Origin of the sequence: Sphingosinicella sp. LHD-64, from assembly GCF_031157375.1 — a bacterium.
Lineage (GTDB): Bacteria > Pseudomonadota > Alphaproteobacteria > Sphingomonadales > Sphingomonadaceae > Allosphingosinicella.
In genome coordinates, this window is record NZ_JAVIFV010000004.1 from 366,607 (window position 1) to 387,319 (window position 20,713).

Sequence of the window (20,713 nt, forward strand, 5' to 3'; positions counted from 1 at the left end):
GTTGAGATGAGCGGCGGACCTTATCGCAGCCTGCGCGTGCTCGATCTGTCGCGCGTCCTCGCCGGCCCCTGGGCGGCGCAGATGCTCGGCGACATGGGCGCCGACGTCATCAAGGTGGAACGGCCGGGCGTTGGCGACGACAGCCGGCTGTTCGGCCCGCCCTTCTTCAAGGACAATGACGGCCGCGACACGACCCGATCGGCCATGTTCCAGAGCGCCAACCGCAACAAGCGCGCCATCACGCTCAACATTGCCGAGTCCCGCGGACAAGCGCTGCTCAAGAAACTCGTCGCGACCGCCGACGTGCTGATCGAGAATTACAAGGTGGGCACGCTCGCCCGCTACGGGCTCGGCTATGAAGATTTGCAGGCGATCAACCCGGGTCTCATCTACTGCTCGATCACCGGCTACGGCCAGACCGGCCCCTATCGCGACCGCGGCGGCTACGATCCGATCGTACAGGCCGCATCGGGGATGATGAGCGTCACCGGCTTTCCGGAGAGCGAGCCCGGCGGCGGCCCGATGAAAGCCGGCCCGAGCATCGTCGATATGACCGCCGGTAATTATGCCGTCGTGGCCATCCAGGCCGCGCTCTACGATCGCGCGACCAATGGCGGCGCCGGGCAATTTATCGACATCGCCCTGCTGGACGTCGGCGTCGCGTTGGCCGGACAGTTTGGGCTCCACTATCTCGCCTCGGGCCAGATTCCCGGGCTGGTCGGCACGCAGGCCAATGGCGGCGCGCCCGGCGGCGGCTTCCGCTGCGCCGACGGCTACATCATGATCGCACCGGGCAGCCAGGCGCTCTACGAGAGCTTCTGCCGGGCGCTCGGCCGCTCCGAGCTGGCCACTGACCCGCGCTTCCTGACCAACAGCCTGCGCCTCCAGCACCGGCCCGAGCTCATGCGCCTGCTCGACGAGACGATCGGCGGCCTGCCCGTCGCCGAGGTGCATCGGCGCATGGTCGAGGCCGGCATCCCGTCGAACCCGGTCAACAATATGGCGCAGGTGTTCGACGATCCGCAGGTCCGCGAGCGCGGCATGCGGGTCAGTGCCGGACATTCGACGACGGGGGAACTGCCGCTGATCGCGAATCCGATCAAGGCGAGCGGCCCGCTCCTCGTCGCCTATCGCGCGCCGCCCGATGTCGGTCAGGACACTCGCGCCATCCTGTCCGGCGAACTGGGATTGAGCGACGCGGAGCTGGACGAATTGCGGCGGGACGGGATTGTCTAGCGCCGTCCTTGCCGCCGAGCCGGCCATCGATTGGCATGGCCGCCCTCTACCGGTGGCAGCGCCCGGCGCCGATCCGTGGTTCGTTCGCGCGATCGCGGACCAGCCGGTGGAGCGGCGCATCGACGTGGCGGGGGCGGCGATCGAGCTGCTGACCTGGCAAGGCGACGACGGGCCGGGATTGCTGCTGGTCCATGGTGCTGGCGCCCATGCCGATTGGTGGCGGCCGACCGCGCCGCAGCTTGTCCGGGCGGCCGGGCAGGTCGCGGCCTTCTCCTTTTCCGGCATGGGCGGATCGGACTGGCGGGACGCCTATTCCATTGACCTCCATGCCGACGAGCTGATGGCGGCGGCCGAGGCGGGCGGGCTGTTCGAGGGCGGGCGGCGCCCGTTCGTCGCGGCCCATTCCTTCGGCTGCCTGCCCGCGATGCTGGCGATGGAGCGCTGGGGCGAACGCTTCGCCGGCCTGATCCTGATCGACCTCTATCTGCCGCCGCCCGGGCGACCGCCGGCGCGGCCGCGCGAGCGCAAGCTGCGGCGCTACGCCTCGCTCGAGGAGGGGCTCGGCCGCTTCCTGCTCGCGCCGCCGCAGGACTGCCCCTATCCGTTCATGGTTGATTTCGTCGCGCGGCGGACGCTGCGTCACACCGGAATGCACTGGACCTGGTGCACCGATCCCGACGGCGGCGTTCCTGTGGCGCATGACGTGCACCGCGCGCGGCTCAGGCAACTGACGGTACCGCTCACCCTGCTGCGCGGCGAATGTTCGCGGCTGGTCGACGTAGAGGTCGCGGGGCACCTGCGCGAGGTCGCGCCCGCCGGCACGCGCTTCATCGAAATTCCCGACGCCGACCATCACATCCTGCTGGACCGGCCGTTGGCGCTGGTCGCGGCATTGCGTTGCCTGCTGGAGGGGCCATGACCGAGACCACCGACGAAGCCCAAATCATCGCTGCCGAGCGCGCCCGGCGCCAGGCGATCATGGACGATGATGTCGACGCCCTCGCGGCGGGCATGGCGGACAGCTTCCACTACGCCCATATCAACGGCATGGTCGAGGACCGTGCCACTTTCCTCGCCCGGATCGCCGCAAAGGTGGTGAAGACCCCGCACACCAGCGCCAGCGACATGATTGTGCGGCTGCGCGACGGCTATGCGTTGCTCACCGGGCGTTCGTATATCGAATATGACTGGATCACCCACGAAAGCCGCGGCGTGGTCGAGACCCTGTTCCTCTCCGTCTGGGAGAAGCAGGACGGCAAGTGGAAGATCGCGGCCTATGCCTCGACCCCGCTTCCGTCATACTGACATCCAGCGCTGCGCCCATTCGAGGTTGCCGGAGCTGTCAGGCTCGGGCGTATATTCGCAGCCGATCCAGCCTGCATAGCCGGCCGTCTCGAGCCCGGCGAAGATCGCAGCGAAGGGGATCATGCCGGTGCCCGGCATATGCCGGTCAGGCGTGTCGGACACCTGGACATGGGCGATATGGGGCAGGAGCACGGGCAGCCTATCGAGCGCCGACCCTTCCTGCATTTCGACATGAAAGACGTCGAAGATAAGGCCGATATCCGAGCGGCCGGTGCGGGCGATGAGATCGAGCGCTTGCGTCGTGGTCTGGAGGAAGAAGCCGGGCGTGCGCATCTCGCAGACCGGCTCGATGCAGAGTCGCACGCCCGCCGATGCCGCCTGTTCGGCGGTCCAGGCGATATTCTCGACATAGACCGCCTCGACTTCCGCGCGCGGCACGCCTGCCGGCGCCAGTCCCGCCGAGACGTGAACAAGTGGCACGCCGGCCGTGACCGCATAGTCGAGCATCGTCACGACGCTGGCCCCGAAGCCTCCCCGCTCGCCGGGCACGCAGGCATGGCCGAAACGTGCGGAGCCGGTTCCGATCGGGCCGACGAGGAGCGGGCAGGTGAGCCCGTCGTCGCGCAGCAAGGCGGCGAAGCGAGCAGAGGGAACATCATAGGGTGTCGGCGGATTCATCTCGACACCAGGAAAGCCGCTCCGAGCCGCCGCGGCGAAACGCTGCTCCCACGGCAGATCGGGAAAGAGGAAGCTGAGATTGGCGGCGAAGCGCAGGGGCATCAGCCGCTCGCGCCCGCCGCCGCGCCATTGTCGATGCGGTCGCGATAGCGTTCGTCGATCTCGGCCCAGGCCTCTTCGGGCAGCTCGTGGAACGGATTGGCGAGGTCGCGGGTCAGGTGGTGACGGACGGCGTGCAAGCGCTCCAGCGTCCAGCCGTCCATGTCGATCAGCGGGGAGACCGGGCACGGCTCGGCCCACAGGCCGACCTCGCCGCAGCCGGCGATCAGGATGCGGCCGGTCATGTCGGCGCAATCGTCGGTGCAGAGCCAGGCGACGATCGCCGCCACCTCCGCCGCGGTGCCGGGGATCGGCCCCATCGGGTGCGGTCCGCACATCGCGACGCCGTAGCGGGCGTTGAAGCGCTGCAATTTCTCCCAGGCGGCGACATTGGTCTGGGCGGTGTCGAAGGCGCGCGGGCAGACGGCGTTGCAGCGAACATTGTCGCGGAGAAGGTCCCGCGCGATGCCGCGCGTGAGGCCGATGACGCCCGCCTTGGCCGCCATATAGGCGCTGAAATAGGTGTCGCCGGTCGCTGCTTCCGAGGCAGTGTTGATGATCATGCCGCTGCGCTGACGGCGCATCACCCGGGCGGCCGCGCGCGCCATCAGGAAGGTACCGGTGAGATTGACGGCGATTACCGCCTCCCAGTCCTTGTCCGCCATATCCCAGATCGGCGCGACACGGCCGAAGCCGGCATTGTTGACCAGGATGTCGAGCCGGCCGAACCTGTCGACGGCGGTGGTAACGATCGCCTCGGCCTCCGCCGGCCGCGACACGCTGCCATGCGCCGCGACCGCTTCGCCCCCGGCTGCGCGGATTTCGGCGACGACCTGCTCGGCGGCCGTGGGCGCGCCGCGATGGAGATCGTTGACCACGACGGCGGCGCCGCGCCGGGCCAGCTCCAGCGCCTCGGCGCGGCCGATGCCATGGCCGGCGCCGGTCACCAGGGCGACCTTGCCGGCGAAGGGCGTGGTCAGGTCCATGGGCCTTCCTTTCCCAAGCGAGCATAGGAGCGGGTCGCCAGATAGAGCAAGTTCTTTTGATCTATCATTCCTTCGATGATATTGGTTGACTGACACATGCGCTAATTTAGTTATCTCAATAGCGTTTCCGCGTTCGAAATGCGGTTCTGGAGAGGCTATGAGCAAATCCGCGGTTCCCGCGCCGGGCGCGCCGCCCTTCCTGATCGGCACCGACATCGGCGGTACCTTCACCGACACGGTGGTCGTCGCGGCGGACGGCGCGACCTTCGCCGGCAAGGCGCTCACCACCCATGGCGCGCTGATGGAGGGCGTACTGGCCTCGATCGGCCGGGCTGCGGAGGCGATGGGGCTCTCCCGCGGCGAGGTGCTGAAGCAGGCGGCGTTGCTGTCGCACGGCACGACGGTGGGGCTCAACGCGCTGCTCACCGACAGCGGCGCCAAGGTCGGCCTGCTGACGACGATGGGATTCGAATCGACCCTGCCGATCGCGCGCTCGAACAAGCTGCACGGCCTCAGCGACGACGAGATCACCAATGCGCTCAAATGGCGCAAGCCCAAGCTGCTGGTGCCGCGCCGCCGGATCGTCGGCATTCGCGAGCGGATCGACGCGCGTGGGCAGATCGTCACACCGCTCGACGAGGCGCAGGCGCGCGACGCGATCCGCCGCCTCGTCGCGGACCGCGCGGAGGCGCTGGCGGTCGCCTTGCTCTGGTCGCCGGTGAATCCGATGCACGAGCAGCGGCTGGCGGAATTGGCGTGCGAGGAAGCACCCGGCATTCCGGTCACCCTGTCAAGCGTGATCGCGCCGAAGATCGGCGAATATGAGCGGACCGCGACGGCGGTGCTCAACGCCTATGTGGCGCCGCTCGCCGCCGATTATCTGTCGCGGCTGGAGGCAGCGATCCGTGCCGAGGGCTTTGCCGGCCAGTTCCTGGTGATGGCGATGGGCGGCGGCGTCGGACGGGCGGAGGCAATGGCGCGAACGCCCGTCCACCTGCTCCAGTCGGGCCCAGTCGGCGGGATCACGGCGGCACGCGAGCTCGGCCAACGACTCGGCCACCCCGACGTCATCGCGACCGACGTCGGCGGCACCAGCTTCGACGTCGGCCTCGTCGTGAACGGCGAACTGCCCCGCGCCAACCGGCCGCGTATCGACCGTCATGCGCTCGCCGTTCCGGTCATCGACATCGCCTCGATCGGCACCGGCGGTGGCAGCATCGCCTCGGTCGACGCGGTGCTCGGCACGCTGAAGGTCGGGCCGGAAAGCGCCGGCTCGATGCCTGGGCCCGCCTGTTACGGCCGCGGCGGCATGCGTCCGACGCTGACCGACGCCGCGGTCGTGCTCGGCTATGTCGAGCGGCTGGGCAGTGCGATCGCGCTCGACCGGGAGGCGGCGCGCCGCGTCGTCGGTGCGCTGGCCGATCAGCTCGGCCTGTCCGTCGAGGCGGCGGCGCAGGGCATCGTCGACGTCGCCTGCGCCCAGATGGCCGATCTTATCCGCCGCACCACCGTCCAGCGCGGGCACGACCCGCGCCGATTCGCGCTCTACGGCTATGGCGGCGCCGCGCCGCAATATGTCGGGCGCTACGCCGCCGACCTCGGCGTGCGCGAGACGGTGATCCCGCATCTCGGCCCGGAATTCTCCGCCTGGGGCGCGGTGTGCAGCGACCTCACTGTGCTGCGCGAGCGCGATCTGCCGCCGCAATTGTTCAAGCTCCCCCTCGATGCCTTCGTCGAGACGCTGGGCGAGCTGGAACAGTCGGCGCGCGCCGAGTTTGACGACAGCGACGGGCGGCCGACGATGGCGCGGCGGGTGGGCCTGCGTTTCCTGCGGCAGATCCACCGCATCGACGTGCCGATCCCGCCAGGTCCATTGACAGACGCGGTGATCGCCGAAGCCGAGGCCGAGTTCCGGCGGCGTTACGAGACGATCGTCGGGCGCGGCGCCAGCGGCTCGGCCGGGCTGGTCGAGATCGTCTCGGTCGCGGCCGAAGCGCGCGTGGCGGCACGCAATCAGGCGCAGGCCACGCAGCCCGCGATGCAGTCGGCACAGCCGTTGCGCCAGCGCCGGGCCTGGTTCGAGGGGGAGGCGCGCGACGTGCCGGTCTATGCAATCGAGACGCTCGGCGCCGGACAGATCGTGCCCGGGCCGGCCTTCGTCGAATCCGAGCAAACCACGGTCGTCGTCCATCCGGGCATGCAGATCGAATTGGCGGCGGGCGGGGACCTCATCATGATGCCGATGCCGGCGGGCGAGGTCGTGCCGTTGCGCGCGGGAGGACGGGCATGAGCGTTTCGGCGATCGACCTTGAGATCATCCGCCACCGGCTGGAAACGATCAACGTCGATGCGGGCGAGACTTTGGTGCGCGTCTCCGGCTCGCAGATCGCGTCGGAGGCAGGGGACTACAACACCGCCTTGATGACCGCCGAGGGCGCCGTCGTCGCCTGCAGCAAGTCGGTGGTCGTGCAGTCGACGTCGCTCGACCTCATCGTCTCCGACATCCTCGCCCGCTACCGCGACAATCCGGGGATAAACGAAGGCGACCAGTTCCTCACCAACGATCCCTATATCGGCGCGCTGCACCAGCCGGACGTGACGATCGTCGCGCCGATCTTCGTCGACGGGCGGCTGATCGCCTGGTCGGGCTGCACGGTGCACGAGGCGGATGTCGGCGGGCCGGTCGGCGGCGGGTTCAACCAGGCCGCGCGCTCGATCTTCGACGAGCCGCTGCCGATCGCGCCGATCAGGCTGGTCGAGGGCGGCCGGGTGCGCGCCGACATTGAGCGCGACATCCTCGCCCGCAGCCGCACGCCGGAGCTCAACGCGCTCGATCTGCTGGGCCAGGTCGCCGCCAACCAGGCGGCGGCGGCGCGGGTGGCAGAACTGGCCGAGCATTATGGCGCCGACACTGTGGTGCAGGCGATGGCGCAGCTTGTCGATTCGACCGAGGCGGCGTTCCGGCGCCGGCTCGCCGCGCTGCCGGACGGGTGCTGGCGCGACATCGCCTATCTCCAGCACGAGCGGCGCGAGGGGGATGATTACACGCTCAACGCAATCTACGCGGTACGCCTCACCATGACCAAGCGGGGCGAACGGCTCATCCTCGATTTCTCCGAGAGCGACGCGCAGGCGCCGGGCGCGATCAACTCGGCCTATCCGGCGCTCGCCAATTTCACCATGGCCGCTCTGCTCGTGCACCTCTGTTACGGCATGCCCTGGGTACCGGGGGCGATCTGGCGGGCAATCGAGCTCAGGTCGAAGCCAGGCACGATCATCCATGCCGAATGGCCGGCGGGCGTGGCGATGAGTACGGGGACGAGCGCTCAGGCGATCCGCAACGTCGTCACTGCCTGCATCGCGCGGATGCTCGACGCCTCGGAGGAAGGTGCGCGCTTCGCCATGGCCTCGTCGCAATCGACCGGGGCGGGCGGCATGTCGATCTCCGGCTTCGACGCCGACGAGCGGCCGTTTCACACCCTGTTCCTCGACGAACTGACCGGCGGCAGCGGCGCGAGCGGCGGCAGCGACGGCGCCGACGTGGCGGGGACGGCGACCTCGCCGGGGGCGCTGCCTTCGAACGTCGAGACCAACGAAGCCGCTTTCCCGGTGCTGTACCTCGCGCGGCGCGAGCTTGTGGACGGGGCCGGCCCCGGGCGCCAGCGCGGTGGCGCGGGCACGATCTGGTCCTATCGATCACACCGCACGGCCCATCCAATCGCGCTGTCCTCGATGACCCAGGGTCTGCAACATCCGGCGACGCTCGGCATCCTCGGCGGCGAGCCGGGCTCGGCGAGCGGGATTGCCGTCGCGGACGGCGAAGTGACGGACTGGGCCGCGGTCGAAGCGGCGGCAGGCAATGCGCCGTTGCCGCTGCCGGGCAAGGGCATGAAGGTCCGCCTTGGACAGACGATGATTGCTTCCTCACAGGGCGGTGGCGGTCTCGGCGACCCGATCGAGCGCGATCCGGCGCTGGTGCTGGCCGATGTCGAGAACGGCCTTGTCTCGGAAGAGGGTGCGCGGCGCGACTATGCGGTGGTCGTGGCGAACGATGCTGTCGATCCGGGGGCAACGGAGGCGCTACGCCGGGCGCGCCGCCGGGAGCGGCTTGGCGGGCGAGAGCCTGCGGCGCGGGATCGCCTGCGCGCCGGGCGGCGTCTCTCGACCCATCTCGATGCGGAAAACGGGCAAGTGGTGTGCGCGGGCTGCGGCCATGCCGTCTGCGCCGAAGGCGCACCGATCCTCGCGTCGCTGCCGTGCATCGAGGCGCCGGCGGGGGAGCGGTTCACGTTGACCGCGCGCTATCCCGGGAGCGAGCGCTTCCGCATCCGCCATTTCCACTGCCCCGGCTGCGGCACCCAGATTGACGTGCAGGTGGCGATTGCCGGCGAGCCAGTGCTGGAGACGACCGCATTGCTGGTACCGGAGGGGGCTGCGCATGGCTGACACGATCCTCTGGATCACCGGTGCGACCGAGGGGATCGGGCTCGGCCTCGCCCGCAACCAGCCGTTCGGCGAGGCGCGGATCATCAATCTCTCGCGTCGGCCGCATCCGGATTACGAGAGCGTGGAATTCGATCTGACCCGGCCGGAGACGTGGGACGCGGTACGGCGGCACCTGCGCGAGGAGCTGGCGCGCTTCACCGGCAAGCGGGCTATCTTCATCCAGAACGCCTATTATTCGCAGGGCGTGGGGCTGCTGCACAAGGTGCCGGCGGATCGCTACGCGCACAGCGTCGTCGCCAATGTCGCCGCGCCTTTGGTGCTTGGTCAGGCGTTCATCGACGCCTGCCCGCCGGGGCTCGACGCTGGACTGGTGCTGCTGTCGTCGGGGGCGGCGGTGTCGCCGCTCGAGGGGCTGGCTTCCTATTGTGCCGGCAAGGTCGCGATCGAGCATTGGGCCGAGGTCGCGGCGCGCGAGCGCGAGAGTCGCGGGGCGGGGCCCTGGGTCGTCGCGGTGCGGCCGGGCGGGGTCGACACGGCGCCGGTGCGCGCGCTCGCCGACTGGGATCCGGAGCTTTATCCGCGGGCGCGGGCGATCAAGGACAATATCGTCAACCGGCTCGATATCGACAGCGCGGCGCGGCGCATCTGGAGCGCCTTGCCGCCGCCACCGGGCGTCGCGGTGATCTCCTTCGCGCCGGCGCCGGCCGAGCCCGCCTACCGCTTCGGTGGCGAGCGCGTGCAGACGCTCGACGACGGCAGCTGGAGGCTGGTCTACGCGACAGAGGGTGAGGTCGTTCGGCGCTGAAGCAAACCAAAGCTGTCATTGCGAGGAGCGTAGCGACGAGGCAATCCAGCCGGCGTCAGAGGCTAACTGGATTGCTTCGCTGCGCTCGCAATGACGGGTTTGAATACTCAGGCCGCCACCGCTTCCGGCTGCCGGCCTGCCATCCTTGCCAGCCTCCCGGCAATGATCGCCTCGGCCTCGCCGACGATGGTGTCGAGCAGCTCCTGACAGGTGGGGATGTCGTGGATCAGGCCCTGGACCTGGCCGGTCCACACCAGGCCCTCGTCGATCACGCCCGTCTCCAGCGCCTGGCGGCCTTTGGCGCCGGCGACGAGCGCATGCACGTCGGCGAATTCGGCGCCGGGTGTCTGGAGGATGCGGACGACCTCGTCGGAAACGGGCGTCTTGCACACCCGTCCGGTGTTGCGGAACTGACGGAAGATGAGGTGGGTGGAGCGCTCGTCGCTCTCGACGATGAGCTGCTTGATCCGCTCGTGGATCGGCGCCTCCTGCGTCGCGCAGAAGCGGGTGCCCATGTTAATGCCCTCGGCGCCGAGCGCAAGCGCGGCGGCGAGGCCGCGCCCGTCGCCGATCCCGCCCGAGGCGAGCATCGGCGCCTTCACCTTGTCCGCCGCCGCCGGGATCAGGACGAGGCCGGGCACATCGTCCTCGCCCGGATGACCGGCGCATTCGAAGCCGTCGATCGAGATGATGTCGACGCCCATCCGCTCGGCCGAGAGGGCGTGGCGCACCGCGGTGCATTTGTGGATGACGACGATGCCATGCGCCTTGAATTCCTCGACATGCTCCTGCGGCCGGTGACCCGCGGTCTCCACGACCTTGATGCCGCTATCGATGATCGCGCGCCGATAGCCGGGATAATCGGGCGCGTTCATCGACGGGAGGATGGTGAGGTTCACCCCGAACGGCCTGTCGGTCATGGTCCGGCAGCGGTCGATCTCGCGCCTGAGCTCGTCGGGCGTCGGCTGGGTGAGCGCGGTCAGCAGGCCGAGCCCGCCGGCGTTCGACACGGCCGCGACCAGCCCGGCCCGGCCGACCCACATCATGCCGCCCTGGACGATCGGATGGTCGATGCCGAGCATCTCGGTGACGCGGGTCCGCAACATAGGTGTCTCCCTTAAAGAGTTTGCTCTATTCGTACGTCACGCAACGCGCTCGAAGACGGCGGCGAGCCCCTGGCCGCCGCCGATGCACATGGTCTCGAGGCCGTAGCGGGCCTGACGGCGGTCCATCTCGCGCAGCAGCGTGGCGAGAATCCGCCCGCCGGTCGCGCCGACCGGATGGCCGAGCGAGATCCCCGAGCCGTTGACGTTGAGCCGGGCGAAATCGTCGGCGCCGAAGCGCCATTCGCGCGTGCAGGCGAGCACCTGGGCGGCGAAGGCCTCGTTGAGCTCGATGAGGTCGATGTCGGCCAGCGTGAGGCCGGCGCGGTCGAGCGCCCGCGCCGTCGCCGGGACGGGGCCAATACCCATGCGTGCCGGCTCGACCCCTGCCACCGCCCAGCTGACGAGGCGCGCGAACGGCCGCAGGCCGTGCCGCTCGGCCGCTTCCGGCGTGGCGACGATCACAGCCGCGGCGCCGTCATTCTGGCCGCTGGCATTGCCCGCAGTCACGGTTGCGTCCGGGTCCTTCGCCATGATTGGGCGCAGGCGCGCGAGGTCCTCGATCATGGTATCGGGACGGGGATGTTCGTCGGTGTCGAAGATCGTTTCGCCCTTGCGGCCGGTGACTGTGACCGGAGCGATCTCTTCTGCGAAAGCGCCGCTCCGCTGCGCCGCGACGGCGCGGCGATGCGACTCGACCGCGAAGGCGTCCTGCTCCTCGCGCGGGATGGCATGGTCGCGGCGCAGGGTCTCCGCCGTCTCGATCATGCCGCCTGGGATCGGAAAGTTGCGGCCGCCCGCCGTCACCCGGCCGCGGGCCAGCGCGTCGTCGAAGCGCAGCGACTCGCCCCTGATCCCCCAGCGCGATCCGGTCGTGTAGAAAGGCGCGTTGCTCATCGATTCCGCGCCGCCGGCGATGACGATGTCGCTGCCGCCGGTCGCGACCTGCATCGTCGCATAGATCACCGCCTGCAGCCCGGAGCCGCAGCGCCGGTCGATCTGGAGCCCGCCAACCGAGACCGGAAGCCCGGCGTCGAGTCCGACCACACGGCCAAGCGCGGGGGCGTCCATGGTTGGATAGCATTGCGCGAAGATGAGGTCGTCGACCGCTTCGCCGGGAAGGCCGGTCCGCGCCAGCAGCGCCGTCACCACCGCCGCGCCGAGCGTGTGCGCCGGCACGTCGCGAAACATTCCGCCGAAACGACCGACGGGGGTTCTGAGCGGCTCGCAGATCCAGGCTTCACGCATTCGACACGAATCTCTCGGCTGTTGCATTTGAGTTAGCTCTATATACAAAGGGGCGTCAACGCGCCTTCGTGCGGGGAGAGGAATTTGGAAGAGGTCCTGATCGATCGGATCGAGGGGCAGGTCGCGATCCTGACGCTCAACCGGCCGGACACGCTCAATGCGCTAAACGCGGAGCTGATGCGCGACCTGCCCGGGCGGCTGCAGCGCCTCGCCGAGGACGACGCGGTGCGCTGCGTGATCCTGACCGGCGCCGGCCGCGGCTTCTGCGCGGGCGGTGATACGCGCTCGATCTCCACCCTCGCCGACCAACTCGTGAAGGGCGACAAGGGCCGGAAGGGCACGACCGAATATCGCACCCGCTGGCTCCGGCGCTGCGTCGAGGCGGCGCGCTGGCTCCACGAAATGCCCAAGCCGACCATCGCGATGGTGAATGGCCCCTGCGCGGGGGCGGGCATGAGCCTCGCAGCCGCCTGCGATTTCCGGTTCGCCGGCGCTTCGGCGAAGTTCGTGCCGGCTTTTCTCCAGTTCGGCATGCCGGGCGACTATGGCGGGAGTTGGCTCTGGTCGCGGATTCTCGGCACGGCCAAGGCGCGTCAGCTCTACCTGTTCGGCGAGCACCGCGACGCGGCGGCCGCGCTCGACTTCGGCATCGTCGACCGGGTGTTCGCGGACGACGCGCTGGAAGCCGAGACGATGGCCATCGCCAGCAGGCTCGCGGCGCTCCCCGCCGCCGGCGTCGCCTATGCCAAGGCCAATCTCAACGCGGCGGAATCCGAGACCTTCGTCCAGTCGCTCGACCGCGAGTCGCTCAACATGATGCTGGCGCGCAACGCGATCACCGAGGCCCGCAAGGCAACCGATCCGCAATGAGCGAACGGCTCACCATTCCCCATCTCGCGCTGGCGTCTGCCCACCGCTGGCCCACGGCGGAAGCGGTGGTGGACGGCGCGCGGCGGTTGAGCTTCGCCGACCTTGCGGCGCAGATGGAAGAGGCTGCTGCCGCCTTCGTCGCCGCGGGCCTGCAGCCCGGGGACCGGGTCGGCCTTTGGCTGCCGAACGGGCTCGACTGGATCGTCGCCTGTCTCGGCCTGCACGCCGCCGGCGGAATCCTGGTGCCGCTCAACACCCGCTACAAGGCCGAGGAAGCCCGCTACATCTTGGCGCGCGCGGGCGTGCGGATGGTGGTGGCCGCCGACGACTTTCTCGGCGTCCGCTATGGCGAGCTGACCGCCGGCCTCGGCGTTCCGAGCCTCGAACGTGTCGTCACTGCCGGGGTCGGGGGAAATTGGCCTGATTTCATCAGCGCTGCGGGTGTCCCCGCACGCGCAGAGGTCCGGAACCGGATCGACGCGCTGACGGAGGATTCGGTCTCCGACATCATGTTCACCAGCGGCACCACCGGCAATCCCAAGGGCGCGGTCACCACCCACGGGCAGACCATCCGCACCGCGCAGCAATGGGGGCGGGCGACGACCCTGGCCGCCGGCGACCGTTTCCTGATCCTCTGGCCGCTCTTCCACACGTCGGGCTACAAGGGCGCCTGGATTCCGAGCCTGTCGGTTGGCGCCACGGTGCTGCCGATGGCAACGCTCGACATGCCGCTGCTGCTCGACATCGTCGAGCGCGAGCGGGTAACCTTCCTTCCCGGCCCGCCGCCGCTCTTCCAGACATTGCTCGCCATGCCGGATCGGAAGCCCGGCATGCTGGAGTCGCTGCGGGTGTCGGTGACCGGCGGCACCTCGGTTGCGCCGTCGATGATCGAGGCGATGCGCCGCGAGCTCGGCATCCCGATCGTGCTGACCGGCTATGGCCTCACCGAGACCTGCGGCACCGCGACGATGACCGGGCCGGGCGACCCGCCGGAGATCGTCGCCGTGTCCTGCGGCCGTGCCATCGAAGGGGTCGAGCTGGCCTGCGTCGACGACGACAACCGGCCGGTGCCGGTCGGCCAGCCCGGCGAGGTGGTGATCCGCGGCATGAACGTGATGCGGGGCTATCTCGACGATCCGGAAGCGACGGCGCAGGCGATCGACGCCGATGGCTGGCTCCACAGCGGCGACATCGGCGTGCTCGACGCGGCCGGCTACCTGCGCATCACCGACCGCAAGAAGGACATGTTCATCGTCGGCGGCTACAATTGCTATCCGGCCGAGATCGAGAAGATGCTGCTCGCCCATCCCGCCATCCTGCAGGTCGCGGTGGCCGGCGTGCCGGACGAACGGATGGGCGAGGTCGGCAAGGCCTATGTGGTGCGCAAGCAGGACCATGTGCTCGAAGCCGAGGAGCTGATCGCCTGGAGCCGCGAGCGGATGGCGAACTTCAAGGTGCCCCGCCACGTCGCCTTCGTCCCCGAGCTGCCGACCAACGCGACCGGCAAGGTCCAGAAGTTCAGGCTGGCCGAGCTGTGAGTGCCAAGAATTCAGAAGGGCGCACCCCGCCAGAAGGCTTCACCCCGCTCAAATCGAAGAGCCCGTTCGTCAACCGGATCGGCACCTTCTACGTGCGCAAGGGCGCGGACGGGAGCCGCACCGTCGGCGCCTTCGTCGACGAGGCCCGGGTCAATTCGGAAAGCTACGCCCATGGCGGCTTCCTGCTCGCCTTTGCCGATTTCGCGCTGTCGATCGTGACCAACGGCATCACCGTCAACATCACCGCCGATTTCCTGCGCCCGGCGCGGCTCGGCGACTGGATCGAGGCGCGGATCAACATCCGCAAGAGCTCCGCCGCGCTCGTCTTCGCCGATGCGATCCTGGTCAGCGGCGAGCACGAGCTCGTGCGGGTCGGCGGGCTGTTCCGCCCGTTCGAGAAGAAATCATGAGCGACGACGACGCCTTCCGCGCCGAGGTGCGCGCCTTCATTGCCGAGAACCTGCCGGAGGAGATCAGCCGGCGTACGCTTCTCTTCTATCACCCGCACAAGCCGGACGTGCTCGACTGGACGGCGAAGCTCAACGCGCGCGGCTGGTCGGTGCCGGGCTGGCCGACCGAATATGGCGGCCCCGGCTGGACGATCGCGCAGCGCCACATCTTCGAGGAGGAATGCTTCGCCGCCGGCTGTCCAGCGCTGAGCCCGCAGGGCGTCTTCCTGGTCGGGCCGATCATCTACACCTACGGCACCGAGGCGCAGAAGGCGAAGTTCCTTCCCCCGATCCGCAGCGGCGCGCATTTCTGGGCGCAGGGCTTTTCCGAGCCCAATGCCGGCTCCGACCTCGCCTCGCTCCAGACCCGGGCCGAGCGCGACGGCGACCACTATGTCGTCAACGGCCAGAAGATCTGGACGTCCGAGGCGCAATATTCGGAATGGCTGTTCCTGCTGGTCCGGACCGGCTTCACCGGCAAGCCGCAGGCCGGCATCTCCTTCCTGCTGGTCGATTTGAAGACGCCGGGCATCACCGTCCGGCCGATCGTTTCGATCGACGGCGGGCATATCCTCAACGAAGTGTTCTTCACCGACGTGCGCGTGCCGGTCGAGAATCTCGTCGGCGAGGAAAACAAGGGCTGGGACTATGGCAAGGAGCTGCTCGCCAACGAGCGGACCTTCTCGGCCGAGGTGCCGCGCTGCAAGGGCCTGCTCGCGCGGCTGAAGCGGATCGCGGAGGGGACATTGGTGCGCGGCGTGCCGCTCAGCGAGGACCCGCATTTCGCACGGCGCATCGCACAGCTCGAGATCGAGGTGCTGGCCCACGAGACGACCCTGTGGCGGGTCGTCGCCCAGGAAGCGGCCGAGGTCGCGAGTGACGCGCCGACCTCGTCGATCCTCAAGGTGCGCGGGACCGAGCTCATCCAGCGGATCGGCGCACTGACGGTCGAGGCACTTGGCGACGATGCGCTGCCCGCCTATCCCGAGACCGACTATCTGCTGGGCGCGCCCGACGACCCTCCAGGTACGCCGCTCGCGCCGGGCGTGACGGCCGATTTCTTCTATCGGCGCGCGATCACGATCTACGGCGGATCGAACGAGATCCAGCGCAACATCATCGCGTCCGAATTGCTGCGGGGCTGAGTCAGATGGACATAAGATTCATCCCCACCAACGAGCAGGTCATGTTCCGTGACAGCGTCCGCCGCTGGCTGGAGCGGGGCGGGGAAGGGGGCGCCGATCCCTGGCCGCATTTCGCCGAAATGGGCTGGCTGATGGCCGCTCTACCGGAAGAGGTTGGCGGGCTCGGCGGTAGCCTGGACGATGCGGCGATCATCGCCGAGGAGCTGGGGCGGGGTTTGGTCAAGGCGCCCTTCGTGGAGGTCGCGGTGACCGCGACGCAGCTCCTGCTGACGCTGGCGCCCGAGCGAGTGGCGGCGGTCGCATCGGGAGACTCGCGCCCGATCCTCGCGCATGACGAGGCCGAGGCGCGCGGCGATCCGCTCTGGGTGTCGACCCGGGCGCGACGGGATGGCGAGGGTTGGCGCCTGACGGGACGGAAGACCGGGATCGTAGGCGCCGAAGGGGCCGACATCATTCTCGTTTCGGCCGTCGCCGAGGGGCAAGGGCTGACCCTGTTCGAAATGCCCGCGGATACGGCACCGCTGCGGCGTTTCCGGACGATCGACGACCGATCCGGCGCCGAGCTCAGGCTGAACGACACCCCCGCAGTGCCGGTGGGACCGCCGGGCGGCGCCGAGGCGGCGCTGCTCCATGCACTGGATTGCGCGCTCGTGCTCGAAAGCGCCGAGGCGCTGGGCGGGATGGCCCGGGTGCTCGACATGACGCGCGACTATCTGATGACGCGCAAGCAATTCGGCCGGCCGATCGGCGAGTTCCAGGCGCTCCGGCACCGGCTCGCCGACATGTTCATCGAGGTTGAGCAGGCGCGCTCGATGGTGCTGCGCGGCCTCGCCGGTCTGCGCGACGCGAACCCGCGCGAACGCGCGCGACTGGCGGCGGCGACCCGGGCGCGGGTGGCGCAGGCCGGCGCCTTCGTCGGCGCCCAGGGCATCCAGCTCCATGGCGGCATCGGCGTCACCGCGGAATATCCGGTCGGCCACTATTTCAAGCGGCTCACAGCCTTCGATCTCCGGCACGGCCCCTCGGCCGTACAGGTGGAGCGCTTCGCGGCGCTGTCGCTGCCGACGCAGGCGGGGACAGGCTCGTAGAGCACGTCGTCATACCGGCGAAGGCCGGTATCCAGACCTGAATGAAGGAGTTTTGTCAGGGCTGGACCCCGGCCTATGCCGGGGTGACGATTGCTACTTGTTCTGGCCGATCAGGCCGCGGGCGACGACCTGCGCTTGGATCTCGGCGGCGCCTTCGAAGATGCTGAGGATGCGGGCGTCGCACAGCACGCGGCTCGCCTCATATTCGAGCGCATAGCCGTTGCCGCCGTGGATCTGGACATTCGCGTCGGCATTGGTCCAGGCGACCCGCGCGGCCAGCAGCTTGGCCATGCCCGCCTCGACATCGCAGCGCTGGCCCGCATCCTTGCGCCGCGCCGCGGCATAGGTGAGCTCGCGGGCGAGGACGATCTCCACTGCCATCAGCGCGAGCTTGTCGGAGACGCGCGGAAATTCGATCAGCGGGCAACCGAACTGCTTCCGTTCGGTCGCGTAGCGAAGCGCCAGATCGAAGGCATTCCAGCCGACGCCGATCGCGCGCGCCGCGGTCTGGATGCGCGCGCCCTCGAAGGTGCGCATGAGCTGCCGGAAGCCTCGGCCCTCGACCCCGCCGAGCAGGCCGTCTGCGGCGACCGGGAAGCTGTCGAAGGCGAGGACATATTCCTTCATCCCGCGATAGCCGAGCACCTCGATCTCGCTGCCGTCGAGGCCCGTGTCGGGGAAGGGCGCGTCAGGCTGTGGGCGTTGCTTTTCGGCGAGCATCATCGACAGGCCGTTATGGCCAGGCGTGCCGGGATCGGTGCGGACCAGAACGGTCATCAGGTCGGCGCGCGCCGCATGGGTGATCCAGGTCTTGGCGCCATGGATGCGCCAGTTCCCGTCGGCGTCTCGCTCGGCGCGGGTGCGCAGCGCGCCGAGATCGGAGCCGGTGTCGGGCTCGGTGAAGACGGCGGTGGGGAGGATCGCGCCGGATGCCAGGCCCGGTAGCCATCTCGCCTTCTGCGCGTCGGTCCCGCTGGCGCCGATCAGCTCGCCGGCGATCTCGGACCGGGTGCCGAGCGAGCCGGCGCAGATCCAGCCGCGGCTCAGCTCCTCGGAGACCACGCACATGGCGAGCTTGCCGAGGCCGAGACCGCCATGCTCGGGATCGATGCAGATGCCGAACACCCCGAGCGCGGCCATTTCCGCGATGACGTCGTCGGGGATCAGCGCATCGGCGAGATGCCATTGATGGGCGTGCGGCGCGATCCGCTCCGCCGCGAAGGTGCGGAACTGGTGGCGGACCATGTCGAGCGTTTCGTCATGAAGGGACTCGTCGGGCCGGACGCTCTCGCGCAGCAGCGCCGCAAGCCCCGCGCGCGTCTCCGCGACATTGCCCTGGTCGAGGAAGCGCGCGACCGCGGGATCGGCGGCGAGGCGGGCCGCCGCCCCGGTCAGCCCCAGCTCCTGCGGGCGGGCGAATTCGGTCTGGCTCATCGGCACGCCACCGAGAAGCTGGGCGAGATACTCGCCGAAGCCCACCTTGAGGACGAGGTCCTCGATTTCCCCGCCGCGACCCTTCGCCGCCCAGTGCGCGGTGGCGGCCAACGCCTCGGCGGTCGTCGCGATCCAGGCGAAGCCGTGCAGCAGGCGCTGCGCGCGGTCGCCCGCGGGAAGCGCCGACATCGCCCGGTCCTGCGCTGCGTCCGCAAAGGCGTGCGCGGCCCGCGCGGCCCGGACAGCGAGGGCGATCCAGTCGCTCATCGCCAGCTCGCCGTCGCGCTGACCGCAATTGCGCCGTCGCAGCGCAGGGCACACAGCCCGCCCGGGCCCGTCCGCTCGAGCCGGACCGGCTGACCGGCGAACAGCGGTGCCTCCGCCCGGAAGGCGAAGGTCGCGAGCGGCCCGTCGCGCGCCGCCAGCATCGCCAGCTTCGCGGCGGCGAACGGTCCTTGCACGACCAGCCCCGGATAGTCTTCGACGACGGTGGCATAAGGCAGGTCGTAATGGATGCGGTGGCTGTTGAAGGTGACGGCGGAGAAGCGGAACAGATGAACAGCCTCCGGCCGCCACACGTCGCCGCTCTCCGCATCGTCGGCCGGGACCGGCAACGGGACAGGCGCACCGGCCCCGCGATAGACCAATGTCTGCCGTTCGGCGATGCGGACCTCGCCCTCCTGCCGGACGGTGCGATCCACGACAACGAAGACCAGATCGCCGCTGCGGCCGCGCTTGTGGTCGAGGTCGGCGATGCGGACCTCCAGCTCCGCTTCGCGGTCGAGCAGCAGTGGCGCTTCGAAGCGGAAGGATGCCGCCGCGAACATCCGGCGCGGCAGCGTGATCGGCGGGATGAAGCCGCCTCGCTTCGGATGGCCGTCCGGCCCCAGCTCGCCGTCGGACACCGCTCCGGCGAACCAGGCCCAGAGCGCGAGCGGCGGCGGCGCCGTCATGACGTCGCGCTCCGCGCCGGTCGCTGCGGCGAAACGGCGCAGGCTGGCCGTATCCAGGAGCTGGCGCCGGATTTCGGTGCGGCCGACATGCTGTCGCCATTCCGCGATGTCGGCTTCGGTCACCGCGGTCATGCCACCAGTCCCGTATCGTGCAGCCGGGCGATCTCGCCCGAGCCGAGCCCGAGCAGGTCCGCGAGAACCTCATCCGTATCAGCGCCGATCCGGGGCGCGGGATCGGGGGCGTGGGCACTCTCGCCCGGCAGGCGCGCCGCTGCTCCCGGCGTCAAATAGGTGCCGGCAGGATGGGAGATCGGCGCGAAAACCGGATTCTCTGTGAAGAGTCGCGGCTCCTCCACCAAGGCTTCGCCGAGCGTACGATATGTCGACCAGCAGACTCCCGCCTCGTCGAACGCCGCCGCCAACTCGGTGGCGTCGCGTGCGACGACCGCCGCAGCGACGATCGGCGTCAGCTCGGCACGATGGAGGAATCGTGCGCCTTCGTCCCGCGCGAATGAGGCTTCCGTCCTGACTTCCAGCGCCGCGACCGCCTCGCCAATGCCGAGCGCGGTGACCAAACCCGCCCACTGCCGCGGCGTGATCGCGACGATCATCAGCCGCTGGCCGTCGCGCGTCTCGAAGTCGCGGCCGAAGGCGCCGAACAGGTCGTTGCCGGAGCGCGGCCGGTCGCCGCCCGCGATCACGTCCGCCACCTGGCCGAGATGGCCGAGGCTGGCGGCGGCGAGGTCGGACAGCGCCAGCCGCACCTCTCGCCCCCTGCCCGAGGCGCGACGCTCCCGCTCGGCGCCGAGCAAGGCGAACGCGCCATAGGCGCCCGCCATCAGGTCCCAGGCCGGCAGGACATGATTGATCGGTCTCGGATCGTCGGCCGGCCCGGTCATCATCGGCACGCCGACCGCCGCGTTGATCGTGTAGTCGACCGCCGGCGTCCCGTCCGCCCAGCCCATGATGCGCAGGCAGACGAGGTCCGCCCGCAGCGCGGCGAGCCGATCGTAGGCGAGGAAGCCGTCGGCCGGGAAATTGGTGACGAACAGGCCGTCGCCGGCCGTGGCGATCCGCTGCGCCAGTTCGCGCCCCTGGGGGCGCGTGAGGTCGATCGCGATCGATTGCTTGCCCTTGTTCAGCCCCTCCCAATAGAGGCTCGCCCCGTTCGCCGCGCGCGGCCAGCGGTGCGCGTCCGGCCCGCCGCCGATCTGGTCGAAACGGATCACGCGCGCGCCCATCTGGGCGAGGTGCAGGCCGCAGCACGGGCCGGCGATGAAGGATGCACCTTCCACCACGGTCAGTCCGGCGAGAAGATTGTACATTGATC

Annotated in this window: 18 protein-coding genes; 11 read left to right on the forward strand and 7 right to left on the reverse strand. The window is 69.5% G+C overall.

Translation table 11 applies throughout. The features are described from left to right. Nucleotides 1-6 precede the first annotated feature (6 nt). The 3 genes from RCO27_RS15245 to RCO27_RS15255 are packed head-to-tail and all read left to right on the forward strand — an operon-like array spanning nt 7 to nt 2,541. Nucleotides 7-1,236 carry a CoA transferase gene (locus RCO27_RS15245; protein WP_309003556.1) on the forward strand — a complete coding sequence of 410 codons (1,230 nt, stop codon included), beginning with the start codon at nt 7-9 and terminating at the stop codon, nt 1,234-1,236. A gap of 52 nt (nt 1,237-1,288) precedes the next feature. Beyond that, a complete protein-coding gene (locus RCO27_RS15250; protein WP_309003557.1) occupies nt 1,289-2,155 on the forward strand; it encodes an alpha/beta hydrolase in 867 nt (288 codons plus the stop codon). Further along, nucleotides 2,152-2,541 carry a nuclear transport factor 2 family protein gene (locus tag RCO27_RS15255; RefSeq protein ID WP_309003558.1) on the forward strand — a complete coding sequence of 130 codons (390 nt, stop codon included), beginning with the start codon at nt 2,152-2,154 and terminating at the stop codon, nt 2,539-2,541. Before RCO27_RS15250 ends, RCO27_RS15255 begins: the two co-directional genes overlap by 4 nt. Here RCO27_RS15255 and RCO27_RS15260 read toward each other — a convergent pair. Both RCO27_RS15260 and RCO27_RS15265 read right to left on the reverse strand, forming a co-directional pair. Next, nucleotides 2,533-3,321 carry a TIM barrel protein gene (locus RCO27_RS15260; protein WP_309003559.1) on the reverse strand — a complete coding sequence of 263 codons (789 nt, stop codon included), beginning with the start codon at nt 3,319-3,321 and terminating at the stop codon, nt 2,533-2,535. The two genes, RCO27_RS15255 and RCO27_RS15260, sit on opposite strands and share 9 nt — an antisense overlap. Then, on the reverse strand, nt 3,321-4,304 hold the full coding sequence (locus tag RCO27_RS15265) for an SDR family NAD(P)-dependent oxidoreductase (protein ID WP_309003560.1): 984 nt from the start codon (nt 4,302-4,304) through the stop codon (nt 3,321-3,323). The genes RCO27_RS15260 and RCO27_RS15265 overlap by 1 nt, the downstream gene beginning before the upstream one ends. 157 nt (nt 4,305-4,461) lie before the next feature. Between RCO27_RS15265 and RCO27_RS15270 the strand changes: the two genes are divergently transcribed. From RCO27_RS15270 to RCO27_RS15280, 3 genes are read left to right on the forward strand one after another with little or no spacing between them, the layout of a single operon-like run. Further along, the gene (locus RCO27_RS15270) at nt 4,462-6,594 is read left to right on the forward strand and encodes a hydantoinase/oxoprolinase family protein (RefSeq protein WP_309003561.1); all 2,133 of its coding nucleotides are present in this window, start codon (nt 4,462-4,464) and stop codon (nt 6,592-6,594) included. Further along, entirely contained in the window at nt 6,591-8,750 is a 2,160-nt protein-coding gene (locus RCO27_RS15275) for a hydantoinase B/oxoprolinase family protein (RefSeq protein WP_309003562.1), read from the forward strand. Before RCO27_RS15270 ends, RCO27_RS15275 begins: the two co-directional genes overlap by 4 nt. Next, nucleotides 8,743-9,555: an SDR family NAD(P)-dependent oxidoreductase gene (locus RCO27_RS15280; protein ID WP_309003563.1), complete on the forward strand. Its 813-nt coding sequence runs from the start codon at nt 8,743-8,745 to the stop codon at nt 9,553-9,555. The genes RCO27_RS15275 and RCO27_RS15280 overlap by 8 nt, the downstream gene beginning before the upstream one ends. Nucleotides 9,556-9,662: 107 nt before the next feature. Here the strand turns inward: RCO27_RS15280 and RCO27_RS15285 are convergent, their stop codons facing one another. After that, the gene (locus tag RCO27_RS15285) at nt 9,663-10,661 is read right to left on the reverse strand and encodes a nitronate monooxygenase family protein (RefSeq protein ID WP_309003564.1); all 999 of its coding nucleotides are present in this window, start codon (nt 10,659-10,661) and stop codon (nt 9,663-9,665) included. Between the two features lie 36 nt (nt 10,662-10,697). Then, the gene (locus RCO27_RS15290) at nt 10,698-11,906 is read right to left on the reverse strand and encodes an acetyl-CoA C-acetyltransferase (protein ID WP_309003565.1); all 1,209 of its coding nucleotides are present in this window, start codon (nt 11,904-11,906) and stop codon (nt 10,698-10,700) included. 84 nt (nt 11,907-11,990) lie between these two features. Here RCO27_RS15290 and RCO27_RS15295 point away from each other — a divergent pair, with 84 nt between their 5' ends. The 5 genes from RCO27_RS15295 to RCO27_RS15315 are packed head-to-tail and all read left to right on the forward strand — an operon-like array spanning nt 11,991 to nt 16,996. Beyond that, nucleotides 11,991-12,776, forward strand: coding sequence for an enoyl-CoA hydratase-related protein (locus RCO27_RS15295; protein WP_309003566.1), 786 nt, complete (start codon nt 11,991-11,993; stop codon nt 12,774-12,776). Further along, nucleotides 12,773-14,314: a FadD3 family acyl-CoA ligase gene (locus tag RCO27_RS15300; protein WP_309003567.1), complete on the forward strand. Its 1,542-nt coding sequence runs from the start codon at nt 12,773-12,775 to the stop codon at nt 14,312-14,314. Before RCO27_RS15295 ends, RCO27_RS15300 begins: the two co-directional genes overlap by 4 nt. After that, entirely contained in the window at nt 14,311-14,724 is a 414-nt protein-coding gene (locus RCO27_RS15305; protein ID WP_309003568.1) for a PaaI family thioesterase, read from the forward strand. The genes RCO27_RS15300 and RCO27_RS15305 overlap by 4 nt, the downstream gene beginning before the upstream one ends. After that, complete coding sequence (locus RCO27_RS15310) at nt 14,721-15,908, forward strand: acyl-CoA dehydrogenase family protein (RefSeq protein WP_309003569.1); 1,188 nt, start codon at nt 14,721-14,723, stop codon at nt 15,906-15,908. Before RCO27_RS15305 ends, RCO27_RS15310 begins: the two co-directional genes overlap by 4 nt. A gap of 5 nt (nt 15,909-15,913) precedes the next feature. Continuing rightward, on the forward strand, nt 15,914-16,996 hold the full coding sequence (locus RCO27_RS15315; protein ID WP_309003570.1) for an acyl-CoA dehydrogenase: 1,083 nt from the start codon (nt 15,914-15,916) through the stop codon (nt 16,994-16,996). Nucleotides 16,997-17,089: 93 nt separating this feature from the next. On the opposite strand, the gene RCO27_RS15320 is transcribed toward RCO27_RS15315, so the two are convergent. The 3 genes from RCO27_RS15320 to RCO27_RS15330 are packed head-to-tail and all read right to left on the reverse strand — an operon-like array spanning nt 17,090 to nt 20,708. Continuing rightward, nucleotides 17,090-18,697, reverse strand: coding sequence for an acyl-CoA dehydrogenase family protein (locus RCO27_RS15320; protein ID WP_309003571.1), 1,608 nt, complete (start codon nt 18,695-18,697; stop codon nt 17,090-17,092). Next, entirely contained in the window at nt 18,694-19,515 is an 822-nt protein-coding gene (locus RCO27_RS15325; protein WP_309003572.1) for a MaoC family dehydratase N-terminal domain-containing protein, read from the reverse strand. The genes RCO27_RS15320 and RCO27_RS15325 overlap by 4 nt, the downstream gene beginning before the upstream one ends. Next, a complete protein-coding gene (locus tag RCO27_RS15330) occupies nt 19,512-20,708 on the reverse strand; it encodes a CoA transferase (protein ID WP_309003573.1) in 1,197 nt (398 codons plus the stop codon). The genes RCO27_RS15325 and RCO27_RS15330 overlap by 4 nt, the downstream gene beginning before the upstream one ends. Between the last annotated feature and the right edge of the window lie 5 nt (nt 20,709-20,713).

Bases quoted from the DNA above. Each gene is read 5' to 3' on its own strand.
- RCO27_RS15245 (WP_309003556.1), top strand. From the start codon at position 7: ATGAGCGGCGGACCTTATCGCAGCCTGCGCGTGCTCGATCTGTCGCGC.
- RCO27_RS15255 (WP_309003558.1), top strand. From the start codon at position 2,152: ATGACCGAGACCACCGACGAAGCCCAAATCATCGCTGCCGAGCGCGCC.
- RCO27_RS15260 (WP_309003559.1), bottom strand. From the start codon at position 3,321: ATGCCCCTGCGCTTCGCCGCCAATCTCAGCTTCCTCTTTCCCGATCTG.
- RCO27_RS15265 (WP_309003560.1), bottom strand. From the start codon at position 4,304: ATGGACCTGACCACGCCCTTCGCCGGCAAGGTCGCCCTGGTGACCGGC.
- RCO27_RS15270 (WP_309003561.1), top strand. From the start codon at position 4,462: ATGAGCAAATCCGCGGTTCCCGCGCCGGGCGCGCCGCCCTTCCTGATC.
- RCO27_RS15275 (WP_309003562.1), top strand. From the start codon at position 6,591: ATGAGCGTTTCGGCGATCGACCTTGAGATCATCCGCCACCGGCTGGAA.
- RCO27_RS15280 (WP_309003563.1), top strand. From the start codon at position 8,743: ATGGCTGACACGATCCTCTGGATCACCGGTGCGACCGAGGGGATCGGG.
- RCO27_RS15285 (WP_309003564.1), bottom strand. From the start codon at position 10,661: ATGTTGCGGACCCGCGTCACCGAGATGCTCGGCATCGACCATCCGATC.
- RCO27_RS15290 (WP_309003565.1), bottom strand. From the start codon at position 11,906: ATGCGTGAAGCCTGGATCTGCGAGCCGCTCAGAACCCCCGTCGGTCGT.
- RCO27_RS15300 (WP_309003567.1), top strand. From the start codon at position 12,773: ATGAGCGAACGGCTCACCATTCCCCATCTCGCGCTGGCGTCTGCCCAC.
- RCO27_RS15310 (WP_309003569.1), top strand. From the start codon at position 14,721: ATGAGCGACGACGACGCCTTCCGCGCCGAGGTGCGCGCCTTCATTGCC.
- RCO27_RS15315 (WP_309003570.1), top strand. From the start codon at position 15,914: ATGGACATAAGATTCATCCCCACCAACGAGCAGGTCATGTTCCGTGAC.
- RCO27_RS15320 (WP_309003571.1), bottom strand. From the start codon at position 18,697: ATGAGCGACTGGATCGCCCTCGCTGTCCGGGCCGCGCGGGCCGCGCAC.
- RCO27_RS15325 (WP_309003572.1), bottom strand. From the start codon at position 19,515: ATGACCGCGGTGACCGAAGCCGACATCGCGGAATGGCGACAGCATGTC.
- RCO27_RS15330 (WP_309003573.1), bottom strand. From the start codon at position 20,708: ATGTACAATCTTCTCGCCGGACTGACCGTGGTGGAAGGTGCATCCTTC.